15 protein-coding genes and 1 pseudogene are annotated in these 14,536 nt (G+C 66.6%); 10 read left to right on the top strand and 6 right to left on the bottom strand.

What is annotated here, in order from left to right; translation table 11 throughout:
* The first annotated feature begins 77 nt into the window (after positions 1-77).
* Positions 78-1,922, top strand: a complete 1,845-nt coding sequence (mobH, locus tag CAL15_RS02945) for a MobH family relaxase (RefSeq protein WP_033470454.1) — start codon at positions 78-80, stop codon at positions 1,920-1,922.
* An 8-nt stretch (positions 1,923-1,930) separates the two neighbouring features.
* Here the strand turns inward: mobH and CAL15_RS02940 are convergent, their stop codons facing one another.
* Complete coding sequence (locus CAL15_RS02940) at positions 1,931-2,230, bottom strand: helix-turn-helix domain-containing protein (RefSeq protein WP_033470452.1); 300 nt, start codon at positions 2,228-2,230, stop codon at positions 1,931-1,933.
* A gap of 107 nt (positions 2,231-2,337) precedes the next feature.
* Here CAL15_RS02940 and CAL15_RS02935 point away from each other — a divergent pair.
* Positions 2,338-2,961 (top strand): annotated as a pseudogene (locus CAL15_RS02935) (substrate-binding domain-containing protein); the annotation flags it as partial.
* Positions 2,962-3,235: 274 nt separating this feature from the next.
* Here CAL15_RS02935 and CAL15_RS02930 read toward each other — a convergent pair.
* Genes CAL15_RS02930 through CAL15_RS02915 form a run of 4 tightly spaced genes read right to left on the bottom strand, consistent with a single transcriptional unit; the run spans position 3,236 to position 5,058 of the window.
* A complete protein-coding gene (locus CAL15_RS02930) occupies positions 3,236-3,655 on the bottom strand; it encodes a tellurite resistance TerB family protein (protein ID WP_086077260.1) in 420 nt (139 codons plus the stop codon).
* Between the two features lie 30 nt (positions 3,656-3,685).
* Positions 3,686-3,952, bottom strand: coding sequence for a TFIIB-type zinc ribbon-containing protein (locus tag CAL15_RS02925; protein WP_086077259.1), 267 nt, complete (start codon positions 3,950-3,952; stop codon positions 3,686-3,688).
* A 20-nt stretch (positions 3,953-3,972) separates the two neighbouring features.
* Positions 3,973-4,689, bottom strand: coding sequence for a Bax inhibitor-1/YccA family protein (locus tag CAL15_RS02920; RefSeq protein ID WP_198299132.1), 717 nt, complete (start codon positions 4,687-4,689; stop codon positions 3,973-3,975).
* Between the two features lie 27 nt (positions 4,690-4,716).
* Positions 4,717-5,058 (bottom strand): hypothetical protein, encoded by a 342-nt coding sequence (locus CAL15_RS02915; RefSeq protein ID WP_086077258.1) that lies wholly within the window; start codon positions 5,056-5,058, stop codon positions 4,717-4,719.
* 203 nt (positions 5,059-5,261) lie between these two features.
* Between CAL15_RS02915 and CAL15_RS02910 the strand changes: the two genes are divergently transcribed.
* The 6 genes from CAL15_RS02910 (at position 5,262) to CAL15_RS02885 (ending at position 9,565) form a co-directional block, all read left to right on the top strand.
* Positions 5,262-6,350: a DUF3616 domain-containing protein gene (locus tag CAL15_RS02910; RefSeq protein WP_086077257.1), complete on the top strand. Its 1,089-nt coding sequence runs from the start codon at positions 5,262-5,264 to the stop codon at positions 6,348-6,350.
* Positions 6,351-6,520: 170 nt separating this feature from the next.
* On the top strand, positions 6,521-6,985 hold the full coding sequence (locus CAL15_RS02905; RefSeq protein ID WP_232468105.1) for a YqhA family protein: 465 nt from the start codon (positions 6,521-6,523) through the stop codon (positions 6,983-6,985).
* 14 nt (positions 6,986-6,999) lie between these two features.
* Positions 7,000-7,965, top strand: coding sequence for a diacylglycerol/lipid kinase family protein (locus CAL15_RS02900; protein ID WP_086077255.1), 966 nt, complete (start codon positions 7,000-7,002; stop codon positions 7,963-7,965).
* Entirely contained in the window at positions 7,962-8,759 is a 798-nt protein-coding gene (locus tag CAL15_RS02895) for a metallophosphoesterase family protein (protein WP_086077254.1), read from the top strand. Before CAL15_RS02900 ends, CAL15_RS02895 begins: the two co-directional genes overlap by 4 nt.
* A 135-nt stretch (positions 8,760-8,894) precedes the next feature.
* Positions 8,895-9,077, top strand: coding sequence for a hypothetical protein (locus CAL15_RS02890; RefSeq protein WP_086077253.1), 183 nt, complete (start codon positions 8,895-8,897; stop codon positions 9,075-9,077).
* Positions 9,078-9,130: 53 nt separating this feature from the next.
* A complete protein-coding gene (locus tag CAL15_RS02885; RefSeq protein WP_086077252.1) occupies positions 9,131-9,565 on the top strand; it encodes a hypothetical protein in 435 nt (144 codons plus the stop codon).
* Positions 9,566-9,586: 21 nt separating this feature from the next.
* Here CAL15_RS02885 and CAL15_RS02880 read toward each other — a convergent pair whose 3' ends face one another.
* Entirely contained in the window at positions 9,587-10,468 is an 882-nt protein-coding gene (locus tag CAL15_RS02880; protein ID WP_086077251.1) for a LysR family transcriptional regulator, read from the bottom strand.
* 131 nt (positions 10,469-10,599) lie between these two features.
* On the opposite strand from CAL15_RS02880, the gene CAL15_RS02875 reads away from it, so the two are divergent.
* Positions 10,600-11,685, top strand: coding sequence for a calcium/sodium antiporter (locus CAL15_RS02875; protein ID WP_086077250.1), 1,086 nt, complete (start codon positions 10,600-10,602; stop codon positions 11,683-11,685).
* Positions 11,686-11,689: 4 nt separating this feature from the next.
* Complete coding sequence (locus CAL15_RS02870; protein WP_086077249.1) at positions 11,690-14,536, top strand: monovalent cation/H+ antiporter subunit A; 2,847 nt, start codon at positions 11,690-11,692, stop codon at positions 14,534-14,536.

Raw genomic sequence — 14,536 nt, 5'->3', positions numbered from 1 at the left:
GAATGGGGCCAAGGGGAAAGGCCCTACCCGAAAAGGCCGAAAGGCACCCCTGAGCAGCCTCTCATCCGAGGTTCGCCATGCTCTCGCTGTTTCGCAAACGGATGCTGCCGGCCTCCGGCGCACCATCCACTCCCTCCACCGAGACACCCAAAGGGCTGACGCGGCCCGAGTCGGCCGCATCGCTGCTGGCAACACCGCGCCGGCAGAAGCTGCTGGAACACATCTGGCAGCGCACCTCGCTGTCGCGCGGGCAATTCGCCACGCTGTACCTGGCGCCGCTGGAACGCTACGCCGAACTGGTCCAGCAGTTCCCTGCGTCCGAAAGCCACCACCACGCCTATCCGGGCGGCATGCTGGACCACGGCCTGGAGATCGTCGCCTACGCGCTGAAATTGCGGCAGTCTTACCTGCTGCCTGCGGGCGTCACGCCAGAGGCACAGGCGGCGCAGGCCGAAGCCTGGACCGCAGGCACGGCCTACGCGGCCCTGCTGCACGACATCGGCAAGATAGCGGTCGATCTGCACGTCGAGCATGCCGACGGCAGCGCCTGGCATCCCTGGCACGGCCCGGTGCGAAAGCCCTACCGCTTTCGTTACCGAAAGGAGCGTGAGTACCGCCTGCACAGCGCCGCCACCGGGCTGCTCTACGCGCGCCTTCTCGATCGGGACATCTTCGACTGGCTCAGCGGCTATCCCGACCTCTGGGCCGCGCTGCTGTACGTGCTGGCCGGCCAGTACGAGCACGCCGGCACGCTCGGCGAGCTGGTCGTGCAGGCCGACCAGGCATCGGTCGCCCAGGAACTCGGCGGCGATCCCAGCAAGGCGCTGGCGGCACCCAAGCATGCGCTGCAACGCAAATTGCTCGACGGCTTGCGCTACCTGCTCAAGGAAGAGTTCAAGTTGAACCAGGGCGGCCCGGCGGACGGTTGGCTGACCCAAGAGGCTTTGTGGCTGGTGAGCAAGACCGTCTCCGACAAGCTGCGCGCACATCTGCTGTCGCAGGGCATCGACGGCATCCCGGCGAGCAATACGGCCGTGTTCAACGTGCTGCAGGATCACGGCATCGTGCAACCGACGCCGGATGGCAAGGCGATCTGGAAGGCTACCGTCACCAGCGACGCCGGCTGGTCGCACGCCTTCACCTTCCTGAAACTCTCGCCGGCGATGATCTGGGATGCCGCCGATCGGCCGGCGCCGTTCGCAGGCCGTGTGCAGGTCGAAGAGGAACAAGCGGAGCCGCAGGCGCCGGCGGTGGCCGATGTGCCGCGCGCGGAAGGCATCGATGCTGCACCCGCGAGCACGGCGCCGATCGCATCCGCAGCCACAGACCCGGGCGTGGCCGCGCTGCTCGACCTGCTGGGCGACACCACTGCACCTACAGCACCGGAGATCCCGAGTTGCCCTGTTGCCGAGCCCGAGCCGGCCCCTTTGACCGTGCCACCGCCGCAGATGAACCTCGTGCCTTCCCAGGATCGCGCGGAGCCCTCCGGGGCGCACTTCATGGCCTGGCTGCGTCAGAGCATCCAGACGCGCAAGCTGATCATCAACGACGCCAAGGCTCTGGTGCATACCGTCGCCGGCACGGCCTACCTCGTCAGCCCCGGCGTGTTTCAGCGCTATGCACAGGAGTACCTTCAAGTCGCCGCGCTGGCCAAGCAGGAGAAGCTGGAGGGGTGGCAGTGGGTGCAGAAGCGGTTCGAGAAGCTGGGGCAGCACCGCAAGCAGCCCAGCGGGCTGAACATCTGGACCTGCGAAGTCACGGGGCCGCGCAAGTCGCGCCGGCTGCACGGCTATCTGCTCGCCAGCCCGGATGCGCTGTTCCAGGAGACGCCGCCAGACAACCCATACCTGCGGCTCCTCAACGAGGCCGCAAAGCGCGAAGATTCAGCCTTTGGCGGCAAGGACAACGACGATCAGGGGTAAGGCCGGCTTCAATCTGCGGATGGGGCCGACTCCGCCAGCTTGGCTTCGGTCAGAGTCATCAAGTGAGCAGAACTGCATTTCAGCGCGCGGGCGATCTTGAGGATGAGGGGAAGCGTGGGGACGTGCTCTCCGCGTTCGATCTTGCCCATGTGCGACCGTTCGATGCCAGCCAAGTGGGCCAGCGTTTCCTGAGCGATACCCTGGTTGGTTCTTTCTTCCCGCACGGCGGCCCCAAACGCGATGGCTGGTTCCGCTTCGTAGGTAGTAGTGCCGACGGGGCGGCCTCTTTGGATCGAACGCTTTTGCATTGCCAAAAGCGTCGAACAAGGTCACGATTTAAACCACGTTAAACTTAACTCATTCAATGGCTCCGAGATCAGTTGCCACGACATTCACCGCCTGGGGGGAGCTGGACGTGGAATCGAGCGACATCACCGCCGAAATTCGCATGGCCGTCCTCGGCGAATGGGTGCCTCCCCAGCTCGCCGACGTGCTAGCCCTGCAGCGCGCCGAAGAGCCGGAGACCCATGCCGTCCTGGCTGGATGGACAGATCCCGGTCGGGGCGCGGAGCTGCCGGGCGACGGCTTCGACTTCGCCTTGTCTGCGGTTGCCCGGCAGTGGCCTGGCTGGGTATGCGAACCGCTGTGGCATGACACGCTGGCGGTCGCCGTGGCCAAGCGCTCCCACTTGCTGGCCTACCGTGAAGTGCCGTGCCAGGAAGTGCTCAAGCAGCCGTTGATCCGTGCGCAGTCAACGGCCGGCGAGCCGTGGCGCGCTGTGGCGCAGCGTGTCCTCGGGGATGCGCTGCAGGATCGGGAGCAGCTGGTCAGCTCCTTCGACATCGCGATGACGCTCGTGTCAGCCGGGTACGGCCTCGTCGTCGCGCCGTCTGCGAGGCTTGCTGGCTACCTGAACCGCGGCATCGCCGCGCGGCCGCTGGCTGGCGCACCGACCGTCGTGATGGCTTACCTCCTGCATCCCCTGGCGCGCCTGACCGAACCCATGGCGAGGTTCATCCAACGTGCTCGCAGCGTGTCCGGGGACCTCGAAGTACCTACTGAGCAACGTCGTGCTCTGCGGATACCACTGTTACTGAACAGGCCATCCGGCCACGTGAGCACGTGGCCCGACGATCATAGTCATCGCCTGTAGCCGGCGGCACGCGGCCATCAGCCGACATAGCCGTCGTGTCTCCATAGCGGACAGCCATTTCGATGGCTGCACGATCCCGGGCACTCCATGGGGCACTTTCGACTTGCCCACCGCAGGCCCAAAGACCTAAACCGCGGATTGTTCAGGCAAGGAGAGCCGGTCAGCTACGGGACGACGGCCGAAACATCTCACGGTGCAAGCCCCAATGCTCGACCGCGGCGACGAGCACCATCGACTCGCCTTCGTGGACCCGGGCGTCGACTTCAGCCAGTTCGACACACAGGCGCAGTAGTTTCAGCCGCAGCGCAGGGTCCTGGATTTCACCCATCAGATCCGCCAGCGTGCGCTCGTCCACCGGGCAGGCGTCGGCCCATTTCAACTGGTCGCTCGAAAGCAAGTCTTCGCAGAAGGTGTCCAGCACTGCTTGCAACTCATGTCGCGTCAGCCCCAACTGCTCATGCACGACCAGGCGGTCGAGCCAAGCGATCTCGGCGTCTCCGATATCGCCGTCGGCGAACACGGTCAGGGCGACGATGCGGGCTGCGGCCTGCGGGCTGTTCACGGGATAGCTGCGCATCATGGGTCTCGCGTGGGTGCTGTGGGTCGCGGGTCAGTCGAAGATGTTGCTCAGCCAGGACTTCTTGCGGTTGCCCTGCTGGCCTCGGCCATGCTCGTAGTCGGAGTCCGCGAATTGCGGCTGTGATTGCGCTGACGCGCTGGCGGCAGGAACTGGCGTCATCGCGCCCGAACGCTCGATCAGCTTGTCGAGTTCGCCGCGATCCAGCCAGACGCCGCGGCATTGCGGGCAGTAGTCGATCTCGACGCCCTGGCGATCGCTCATCACGAGTGCGGTGTCGGTGCAGGTGGGGCATTTCATGAGGTGTTCCTGGTGCGGGTTCATTCATCCGAGCTGCCGAAGCCGAAGAGGCTCAGCAGACTCGTGAACAGGTTGAAGATCGAGACGTAGAGGCCGACGGTGGCCAGCACGTAGTTGGTTTCGCCACCGGTGACGATCCGGCTGGTCTCGAACAGGATCAGGCCGGCCGACAGCAGCGCGACCATCGCGGCCACGGCCAGGCCCAGCGCCGGGATCTGCAGGAACACGGCGCCCAGGCCGGCAATCAGCGCGATGACCATGCCGGCGAACAGGAAGCCGCCCATGAAGCTGAAGTCGCGACGGGTCGTCAAGACCCAGGCCGACAAGGCCAGGAAGGTGGCGCCCGTGGCCGCCAGGGCCAGGGTCACGACCTGTGCACCGCCGGGCAGTGCCAGCGACTTGTTCAGCACCGGCCCCAGGGAGTAGCCCATGAAGCCCGTCAGCGCAAACACCGCCGGCAAGGCCCAGCCGCTGTTCTTGAACTTGTAGACGGCAAAGAGCAGTCCGAAGTAGCCGCCCAGGGTCAGCAGGAGGCCCGGCGCCGGCAGCTGGAACGCCACGCTGGCAGCGGCGATGGCCGCGCTGAACAGCAGCGTCATCGACAGCAAGGCGTACGCGTTGCGCAGCACACGGCTCGTACCGGCGACATCCGTGGGTGCCGCGTTGCCTGCGGCGATCGGCGCCGAATGCGCGGTTTCCGGCCGAGCGGTCGAGGGGATGGGCGTCATGGAGTTCATGGTGTCGAGTCCTGGGGTCGTTCGAGTTCAGCGTTCGTAACTGATGAGGCGTTGGCGCATGCGGCGGGGGTCACTGCCCCGGCGCCACAGGCGCATGAGGAAGCGCGCAGCGCGCGCAAGCGCGTTGTCGAGCGCCGTGCGCCAGTCGTTGGCCACGGAGGCGACGACGACCGACCCGGCGCCATCGGTCCGGAGTTCGACCTGGCAGCGCTTGTCGATGCCGCCGCGCGGTCCGTTCACGTCCGACATCTGCACCTCCGCGCGCGGCACCAACCAGCCCAGGCGTCGCAGCACGAAGCGCACGCGGCGCTCGGTCAGGTCGCGCAAGTCAGTGGCTTGCGGATGGCGGGACTTGAAGAGCACTTGCATCACGGATCTCCATCGGTTGAGGGACAGACGGAATGTGGGGCGCCTGACGGTTCTGGAAAAGCAGTCTTTCAAGAACGTGAACATCGGATAAACCTGAACGTTGGACTGAGCTTCGGCCGCAGACTCCGGGGTTTGACGGCTCCGATCGGAACGCGTTGCAGCACGCGAGCCTTCTGGCACGTCACTCATTGGAGAAGCACCCGATGCCCAACGCTCGAACCGCCAATGCCGTCCGTCTGGAGTTCGCCCCTGACTCCCTGGTTCAATCCAATCTGTCCGGCGCGGCCTTCACCGGCGACTGGCTCTGGGTGGCGGGCGACGAAGCCTGCGGCCTGGACCGCCTACGCCGGCTCGACCCCGTGGGGCGAGAGGCCTTGCGCTTCGGCGAGGTGCGCGACTTCCCGCTCGCCGATCTGCTGGACCTGCCCGGCGCGGCCGGGGAAGAGGCCGACCTGGAAGGCATGGCCGTGGCCGACGGCTTCCTCTGGGTGGTCGGCTCGCATGGCCTGCAGCGCAAGAACGCCAAACCGGATCGAGCGCACGCCGACAACGCCAAGCGGCTGGCAAAGGTGGCGTTGGACGGCAATCGTCGCCTGCTGGCCTGCGTGCCCATCGAGCCCGACGCCCAGGGCGAGCCCTGCCTGGTACGCCAGGCCCGGGACGGCCGTCGGGCGCTGCTCCTGAAAGGTGATGCGCAGACGAACCTGCTCACCCGTGCGCTCGCCGATGACCCCCACTTCGGGCCATACATGGCCATCCCGGGCAAGGACAACGGCTTCGACATCGAAGGCCTGGCCGTGGACGCCCGTCGGCTGCTACTCGGCCTGCGCGGCCCGGTGCTTCGCGGCTGGTCAGCGCTGCTCGAGATCGCGGTGGAGGGTCGCGGCGATCAGCTGCGACTGGCGCCCCTGGACGACAGCGGCACGCTGGTCCGCAAGCACTTCCTGCAGCTCGACGGCCTGGGCGTGCGGGACCTGCACTTCTCAGGCGACGACCTCTACATCCTGGCCGGCCCGACGATAGTGCTGAACGGCGACATCCGCGTCTTCAAGTGGCCGGCCGCGCGGCCCTTGCTGGCTGCCAACCGCGAGCCTGTGCGCTTCGAGTCGGCGCTGACCGAGTCGGTGCCCCTGCCGCACGGCCGCGGCACCAACCGTGCCGAAGCGATCTGTGACCTGCCACCGACGCTGTCGGGCGGCAAGGCGCGCTGGCTCGTGCTGTACGACGCGCCTGGCGCCGATCGCAAGGAGGGCGAGCACACCGTCTTCGGTGACCTGCTGCGCCACGATTGAGATCGTCCGCCGCGGTCTGCTTCAGCCGCCTGGGCGAACTGGCCCGCGCGGCGCAGGAAGCTTCGGCTGGTTCGCTGTTTGACGTAACTGTCGGCTCTGTTTCAAGGTAGACAAGAATGGAAATGCTGCTATCAAGGGTCGGGTCGCTGCTTTACGGCATGAGATTCACCATGCTTTTTTTCTATGTGGGTCTGGTGGCGATCATCTTCGGCATTCTGGGAAAGTTCCTGCTGGAAACCTACAAGCTGATGAGCACCTTGCTGTTCGGCGATCTCGCGAAGATCGATCTGATCATCAAGGTGCTGGAGCTGGTGGACATGACGATGGTGGCGCAGTTGGTTTGGGTGGTGGCGCTTGCCGGTGTGTCGCTCTTCGTGACCACGGGGCACTTCGACAAGAAGGACATGAAGAAGCCCGACTGGCTGGACCACGTCAACACCTACAACCTCAAGTTGAAGCTGGCGTTCGCCATCATCTCGATCTCTGGCGTGCATGCCTTGAAGACCTACCTGAGTGGCGACCTGAGCTTGGAAAATATCCAGATCGTGACGATGGTGGCGGTCATCCACTTCACCTTCGTGCTCTCTGCCATCGGTATTTCCTTTGCGGAGCGCTTGACGCGGGAAAAGACCTGAGCGGGCACGGCGCCATGGCCGCTCTCCCGGAAATCGACTCCGCTTCCGCGCTGCAGTTCGTCGTCAATGCGGCGGCGGGCAGCAGCGAGGCGGAAGCGAAGCGCGAAGTCATCGAAGCTGCGCTGCGGGCGGGTGGACGGCGGGGAGACTTGCTTTTCTGCAGCCCCGCCGAGTTGAGCTTCGTGTCTCACCAGGCTGCGGCAAGGGCGATCGCCACCCGCACTGCCGTGGTCGCCGTCGGCGGCGACGGCACGCTCAACACCGTGGCGCAGGCCGCACACGCCACAGGCTGCGCCATGGGCGTGGTGCCACAGGGCACGTTCAACTACTTTGCCCGCACGCACGGCATTCCCGTCGACCCGACTGAAGCGGTCCGATTGCTGCTGCGGTCGGCGTCTGTCCCGGTGCAGGTGGCGGGTGTCAACGATCGCGTGTTTCTCGTCAACGCCAGCCTCGGGCTCTACCCTGAGCTGCTGGAGGACCGCGAGGCCTACAAGGCGCGCTTCGGGCGCAGCCGCTGGGTGGCCTTTGTGGCGGCCTGCGCAACGCTGCTGCGCGCGCAGCGCAAGCTGCGCGTGCACATCGAGATGGGTGGCACGGTGCGCGACGTGCAGACCTTGACGCTTTTCGTCGGCAACAACTGGCTCCAGCTGCAGCAGCTCGGCGCCGAGCCGGAGGACACGGTCGCCGGCACGCCGGGTGACGGCAGCATGGCCGCCCTGATGCTGCGGCCCATCGGCGCGCTGCCGATGATCGGGCTGATGCTGCACGGGGCGATGGGCCGCCTCGGCGAGGCCGCCGGGGTGGAACGCTTCGAATTTCAGCACATGGTGGTCAATCCGACGCTGCCGCAAGGGCGCCGCGGGGTCAAGGTGGCCTTCGACGGCGAGGTGACGACGCTGCGTGCACCGCTGGATTTCCGCGTGCTCGCCAGGCCGCTGTATTTGCTGGCGCCGCGGCGCGTGGAGGCCAGCGGATGACCGTCTTGCTGCAGATCTCCGACTCGCACTTCGGCACCGAGCAGCCGACCGTCGTCGACGCGCTGACCGAATTGGCACGCCAGCAGCGGCCCGATCTGGTCGTGCTGTCCGGCGACATTACGCAGAGGGCCCGACCCGCGCAGTTCTGCGCCGCTCGCGCCTTCACGGACCGCCTGGCCGCGCCCGTGCTGGCGGTGCCGGGCAACCACGACATCCCGCTGTTCGATTTGTGGGCACGCCTGCACAGCCCGTATGGGCGGTACAGCACCGCGTTCGGGACGGATCTCGAGCCCGTGCACCGATCTTCGGAACTCCTGGTGGTGTGCGTCAACACCACGCGTCCGTGGCGACACAAGGACGGTGAGGTCTCCGCTTTGCAGATCGACCGTGCGGCGCGCCTGGTTGAGCGTGCCGACCCTGCGCAGCTGCGCGTGATCGTGGTGCACCAGCCCATCGCCGTCACGCGCGCCGAGGACGTGTCCAACCGTTTGCGCGGCCATGCGGTCGCGCTGCGGCGCTGGGCTGAGGCCGGCGCCGACCTCGTCATCGGCGGTCACATCCACCTCCCCTACGTCATGCCGCTGCAAGGCCTGGCGCGCCCTCTGTGGGTCGTGCAGGCGGGCACGGCCGTGTCGTCCCGCGTGCGTGATGGCGTGCCCAACTCGGTGAACCTTCTTCGCTGGGGCGCGGATGCGACGCCAGGAAGCTGTCGGATCGAGCAGTGGGACTACCAGACCGACGACCGGGCCTTCCGGCTCGCCAAGGTCAGCGAGGTCCGGCCGGACCGGACCTGAGTGCGGCTTTGCGGTGGGCGCATCATCTTCTGGCGAGTTCGTATTTTCCTGAGTTGAAGTCTTGGAATGGCCGCTTCTTCCGAAGTTCAACCAGACGAATATTCCAGTCTGTAATCACTCCCGGGCTCACCCGCCATGAAGCTCTCGTTGCATCTCGCGTCCCTCGTGTTTGCCGGCCTCGTACAGGGCCTGCGCTTGCTGAAGGAAGCTCTCAGGGAATGGGTGCCGCGGCAGGAACCGGTGCTCATTCCCATCCCGATCTCGGCCGAGCGCCGGACACGCCAGTCAGACCGGCGCCATCCCGTCCGGGGCGACTGAGTCCGAAACCCAGCTTGTCTCCTCAGCCTGACCATTTTCAACGGAGATCCTCCATGCGCAGCTACCCCCACAACAGCCCAGAAGCCGCCGCGCGCATCGTCGCGTTGGTGCTCATTTCCGACGGTCACGTGTGCAGTTCCGAGTTCGACATCCTCAAGAAGTTGGGCGCGGAGCGCGAACTCGGGCTGGAGCCCCAGTTCCTGCCGCACATCGTTCACACGTTGTGCGAAGAACTGCTGGCGGTTGGGTACGAGACAGGTTCGCTCATGGGGAACGTCGATGACAGCGCCTTGGCGTCATTGATGGCCGAGATCTCGGATCCGGCGCTGCAAAGGAAGGTGCTGCGTCTGTCCTTGGCCGCGGCGCGGGCCGATGGCCATCTCGCCGACGGCGAAACCTTGGTGGTGGAGGCGGCTCGTCACCATTGGAAGCTCTTCGATGGAGAGGAGGCGAGCTCCACGAAGGTGGCCTATCGCCACGCTGCCTGATCGGGAGCGATCAAGACGCGTTCAAGGGCGAGCCGCAGCCACCACCTGCATCACCAGGGGGTGGTGCTGGCCGCGACGCGAGCGGATGGCGTGGATCTCCTCCTTCACACCATCGCTGGTTCCCAGCAAGCGAAGCCCGCGCATCAGGCCGACGTCGTCCGCGCCGAGCCGACTGACCGGGAAGACGCCCAGGCCGCGAGCCGCGAATACCGCGAGCAGCGCGCTGTCCTCGAACTCGCCGGCGATGCGGGGCCGCAGGCCCTGCGTCTCGAACCAGTGGTCCAGCCTCGGTCGCAGCGCCGAGTGGCCCGTGGGCAGCAGCACCGGCAGGTCGTTGAGGCTTTGCGGAAAGCGGTCGCGCTCGGTCTTGCCGACCAGCCGGGCCGGGCCATACCACTCGACCGGTGACTCAACGAGGCGCTCGCTGGTGAGGCGCAGGTTCGGGTTGCGCGGTGCGGCCTGGCCGGCGAGAACCAGGTCCAGGTGATGCAGCGCCAGTTCGCTGAGCAGTTGCTCGAACTCGCCCTCGTGGCAGACAAGCCGAAGGTTGGGGGTGCTCAACACCGGCTCCAGCAGCGCATGGGCGGCAAGCTTGGAGATGCCGTCGGAGAGCCCGACCGCCAGGCGGGCCACCTTGCCGCTGGCCGCTTCGCGCACCTCGTCGGGGATGCCCTGGCCGAGCTGAAAGATCTCCTCGGCGCGGGCGAAGGCGGCCTGGCCCGCCTCGGTGAGGGCCACGCCGCGGCCTGAGGGCTTGAGGAGCTGGTGGCCCAGCGATTTCTCCAGCTCCCGCACCTGCGCGCTGATGGTCTGCACCGCCATGTCCAGCCGCTCGGCGGCGCGGGCGAAGCCGCCCTCCTTGGTGACGACCCAGAAGTAGTGAAGATGGCGATAATTCAGCATGCATCCTCCGGTTCGGAAAAACCGAATATTAGGTGCGATTCATGCAGGTTCTTTCAAGACCAGCGGGGCGGTACACTGGCGGTCTTGGCATCCTCGACGCGCGTTGCATCGAACCAACCTCACCCATCCCCATGAGTCTCCTGACTTTTGTCGCCGGCCTGATCTTGCTGGTCGTCGGCGCCAACATCCTGGTCCGCGGTGCATCGAAGCTGGCACTGTCCTTCGGCATCAGCCCGCTGGTGGTCGGCTTGACCATCGTCGCCTTCGGCACCAGCGCACCGGAGTTGGCGGTGAGCGTCGGCGCCGTGATGGACGGCCGCACTGACATCGCCATCGGCAATGTGGTGGGCAGCAACATCTTCAACGTGCTGTTCATCTTGGGCTTAAGCGCGTTGATCACACCGCTGGTCGTCAACATCCAGTTGATCCGCCAGGAGGTGCCCATCATGCTGGGCGCCAGCCTGCTGTTGTTGGCGCTGGGGCTGGACGGGCGGTTGTCGATGACCGACGGTGGCCTGATGTTCGCTCTGGTGTTGGCCTACACCGTGTTCCTGGTGGTGCAGTCGCGCCGCGAGACGCAAGCCGCGAAGGACGAGTTCGCCGGCGAGCTGCAGCCTGCCGCGCAGGGCGCCTGGGACAGCCACTGGGCGGTGCAGACGGGTCTCATCGGCGTCGGCCTGGTGGCGTTGGTGTTCGGTTCTGACTTGCTGGTGGATTCGGCGGTTGGCTTCGCAAAGGCCATGGGCGTGAGTGATCTGGTCATCGGGCTGACCATCGTGGCCGCCGGCACCAGCATGCCCGAGGTGGCCACCAGCATCGCCGCGGCGCTCAAGGGCGAGCGCGATATCGCGGTGGGCAATGTGGTGGGCAGCAGCACCTTCAACATCCTGGGTTGCCTGGGTCTGTCGGGCTTGGTGTCGGGTGATCTGGGCCTGGTGATGGCGCCGTCGCTGCTGTCCTTCGACATCTGGGTGATGTTGGCGGTGGCGCTGGCCTGCCTGCCGGTGTTCATGACCGGCCGTGAGATCGCACGCTGGGAAGGTGGCGTCTTTCTCGGCTACTACATCGCTTACGTGGCCTACCTGATCCTGGCCGCGCAGCAGCACGACGCGCTGCCCGCTTACTCGGGCGTGATGATGAGTTTTGTCGTGCCGCTGACGGTGGTGACGCTGGTGGTGATGATGATTCGCCGGTCGGCCGCTGTCCCGGCGCAGTAAGCCGATGAGTCTGTTCGTGCTTAGCGTGCTGCCGTGGTTGGGCGCGGCCCTGGTGGCGAGCCTGCCAGCCGGTGCCCGCCGCTTGCAGGCTGCGCTGGCTGGCGCAACGGCCTTGGGGGTGACGGTACTCGCGCTGCAGGCGACACCGGCTGTTTTGGGCGGCCAGGTGCTGGGCGCCAGCGTTGAATGGTTGCCTGCGCTCGGGCTCGACCTGGGCTTTCGGATGGACGGCCTGGCTTGGCTGTTCGTGCTGCTGATCGGTGGCATCGGCGCGCTGGTGGCGCTCTACGCAGCCTGGTACCTGGACCCCGCCGATCCGCACAGCCCGAGTGGGCGCTTCTTCGTCTTCCTGCTGCTGTTCATGGGTGCGATGTTGGGCGTGGTGCTGGCCGACAACCTGGTGCTGCTGGTGCTGTTCTGGGAACTCACCAGCCTGGCCAGCTTCCTGCTCATCGGCTTTTGGCATGGCCGCGACGATGTGGGCCGCGATGCACGCGAGGGCGCCCGCATGGCCTTGACCGTCACCGGCGCCGGCGGGCTGTGCCTGCTGGCCGGTGCGCTGCTGATAGGCCACATCGTCGGCAGCCTTGAGCTCGACGTGGTGCTTGCCTCGGGTGACCGCCTGCGTGCCCATGCGCTGTATGAGGTGGCGCTGGTGCTGGTGCTGCTGGGCGCCTTCACCAAGAGCGCGCAGTTTCCGTTTCACTTCTGGCTGCCGCACGCGATGGCCGCGCCCACGCCGGTCTCGGCCTACCTGCATTCGGCCACGATGGTGAAGTGCGGCGTGTTCCTGCTGGCGCGCCTGTACCCGGCACTGGGCGGCAGCGAGCCCTGGTTCTGGATCGTCACCAGCGTCGGCTTGGTCACGATGCTGCTGGGTGCCTACATCGCGATCTTCCAGCACGACCTGAAGGGCCTCCTGGCCTACAGCACCATCAGCCACCTGGGCTTGATCACGCTGCTGTTCGGCCTGTCGGAGCCGCTCGCCGTGGTGGCCGGGGTGTTCCACATCCTCAACCACGCGATCTTCAAGGCCAGCCTGTTCATGAGCGCCGGCATCATCGACCATGAATGCGGCACGCGCGACCTGCGGCGCATCAACGGCCTCATGAAGCTGATGCCTTTCACCGCCACCCTGGGCATCGTGGCGTCTCTCAGCATGGCCGGCGTGCCACTGCTCAACGGCTTTCTCAGCAAAGAGATGTTCTTTGCCGAAGCACTGGCCAAAGACTCGCATGCGGCGATGGAATGGCTGCTGCCCGTCGCAGCCACACTGGCCGGCGCACTGAGCGTGGCTTACTCGCTGCGCTTCATCCACGACACCTTCTTCAATGGCGAGCCGGTGGGGCTGCCGAAGACCCCGCACGAGCCCCCGTTTTTCATGCGGCTGCCGGTCATGCTGTTGGTGCTGCTGTGCCTGGCGGTAGGCCTGGCACCGGCGCTGGTGGCCGGGCCGCTGTTGGCGGTGGCCGCGCAGGCCGCGCTGTATGGGGCGCCTGGACCAGCGCTGCCTGCCTACGAGTTGGCGGTCTGGCATGGCTTCAACGGCGCGCTGCTGATGAGCGGCGTGGCCGTCGCCGTCGGCGTGGTGCTTTACGTCGCATTGCAGCGCGGCCTGAACCTGCACCACGTCACGCGCCTGCCGGGTTGGGCAGTGGCGGGTGGGCGCGAGCTTTTCTCACTGATGCAGGCAGGCGGGGTGTCCGCGGCCCGCGGGTTGGTGGATGCGCTGCAAAACGGAAGCCTGCAGCGCTACCTGCTGCTGCTGGTGCTGATGGCGCTGGCCGCCGGGGCGGCGCCTTTCGTGCTGTCGTGGGGGCCGTCCGCGCAGCCGGCAGCGCTGCACCTGCAGGGCCTGCACCCACTGGCGCTCTTGCTGGGGCTGCTGGGCAGCGCCGCCGCAGTGGGCACGGCGCTCTTGCATCGGCAGCGCCTGGTGGCGGTGCTGCTGATGGGCGGTGCCGGGCTGGTGGTTTGCCTGGTGTTCGTCGGCCTGTCGGCGCCCGATCTGGCGTTGACACAACTGCTGGTGGAAGTGGTGAGCCTGGTGCTGCTCATGCTGGCGCTGAAATGGCTGCCCGAGGAGAGCCCGCCGGAGCGCGGCGACCGCTGGCACCCGTGGCGTGACGCCGCACTGGCCTTGGCAGTGGGCTTGGGCGTGGCGGCGCTGGTGTGGATGGTGCTGACACGGCCGGGCCAGAGCATCAGCGACTTCTTCTTCGCCACCGCGCTGCCGCTGGGCGGTGGTGCCAACGTCGTCAACGTGATCATCGTCGACTACCGCGGCTTCGACACCTTGGGCGAGATCACCGTGCTGGGCATCGCCGCGTTGACGCTGCATGCGTTGTTGGCCGGTTGGGTGCCGCCGGCAGCACAGACACCTGTTGCCAGTGGTCAGGCCCATCCGTTGATGCTGCAGCGCGTGGCGCGGCTGGTGCTGCCCTTCGTGGTGCTGACCTCCGTGTTCCTGTACCTGCGCGGCCACAACCTGCCGGGTGGCGGTTTCATCGCCGGCCTGGTGCTGGCCATCGGCCTGGTGTTGATGCAGGTGGCGCATGGCCAGACCTGGGTGCGTGAACGCAGCCCATTGCTGGGCGGTGACTTCCGCGCCTGGATCGGCTGGGGCCTGGCGCTGGCCGCCGCCACGGGGCTGGCGAGCTGGTGGTTCGCGGCGCCGTTCCTCACCACCACCTACGACTACCCGTGGCTGCCCGGCATCGGCGGCGTGCCGCTGGCCAGCGCTTCGGCCTTTGACCTGGGCGTGACCCTGGTGGTGGTGGGCGCGACGATGGCCATGCTGCTGGCCATCGCCCGCCTGTCGCGCCCTGCCGCGGCACCACCCACGGATTGA

Origin of the sequence: Bordetella genomosp. 13, assembly GCF_002119665.1 — a bacterium.
In the GTDB taxonomy this organism is placed as follows: Bacteria; Pseudomonadota; Gammaproteobacteria; order Burkholderiales; family Burkholderiaceae_B; genus Bordetella.
Note: the sequence above shows the minus strand (reverse complement) of the source record. Positions and strands in the feature narration are given on the sequence as shown.

Bases quoted from the DNA above. Each gene is read 5' to 3' on its own strand.
- CAL15_RS02900 (WP_086077255.1), top strand. From the start codon at position 7,000: ATGGCCGCTCTCCCGGAAATCGACTCCGCTTCCGCGCTGCAGTTCGTC.
- CAL15_RS02920 (WP_198299132.1), bottom strand. From the start codon at position 4,689: ATGAACTCCATGACGCCCATCCCCTCGACCGCTCGGCCGGAAACCGCG.
- CAL15_RS02880 (WP_086077251.1), bottom strand. From the start codon at position 10,468: ATGCTGAATTATCGCCATCTTCACTACTTCTGGGTCGTCACCAAGGAG.
- CAL15_RS02905 (WP_232468105.1), top strand. From the start codon at position 6,521: ATGCTTTTTTTCTATGTGGGTCTGGTGGCGATCATCTTCGGCATTCTG.
- mobH (WP_033470454.1), top strand. From the start codon at position 78: ATGCTCTCGCTGTTTCGCAAACGGATGCTGCCGGCCTCCGGCGCACCA.
- CAL15_RS02925 (WP_086077259.1), bottom strand. From the start codon at position 3,952: ATGAAATGCCCCACCTGCACCGACACCGCACTCGTGATGAGCGATCGC.
- CAL15_RS02870 (WP_086077249.1), top strand. From the start codon at position 11,690: ATGAGTCTGTTCGTGCTTAGCGTGCTGCCGTGGTTGGGCGCGGCCCTG.
- CAL15_RS02885 (WP_086077252.1), top strand. From the start codon at position 9,131: ATGCGCAGCTACCCCCACAACAGCCCAGAAGCCGCCGCGCGCATCGTC.
- CAL15_RS02930 (WP_086077260.1), bottom strand. From the start codon at position 3,655: ATGATGCGCAGCTATCCCGTGAACAGCCCGCAGGCCGCAGCCCGCATC.
- CAL15_RS02940 (WP_033470452.1), bottom strand. From the start codon at position 2,230: ATGCAAAAGCGTTCGATCCAAAGAGGCCGCCCCGTCGGCACTACTACC.
- CAL15_RS02890 (WP_086077253.1), top strand. From the start codon at position 8,895: ATGAAGCTCTCGTTGCATCTCGCGTCCCTCGTGTTTGCCGGCCTCGTA.
- CAL15_RS02910 (WP_086077257.1), top strand. From the start codon at position 5,262: ATGCCCAACGCTCGAACCGCCAATGCCGTCCGTCTGGAGTTCGCCCCT.
- CAL15_RS02915 (WP_086077258.1), bottom strand. From the start codon at position 5,058: ATGCAAGTGCTCTTCAAGTCCCGCCATCCGCAAGCCACTGACTTGCGC.
- CAL15_RS02875 (WP_086077250.1), top strand. From the start codon at position 10,600: ATGAGTCTCCTGACTTTTGTCGCCGGCCTGATCTTGCTGGTCGTCGGC.
- CAL15_RS02895 (WP_086077254.1), top strand. From the start codon at position 7,962: ATGACCGTCTTGCTGCAGATCTCCGACTCGCACTTCGGCACCGAGCAG.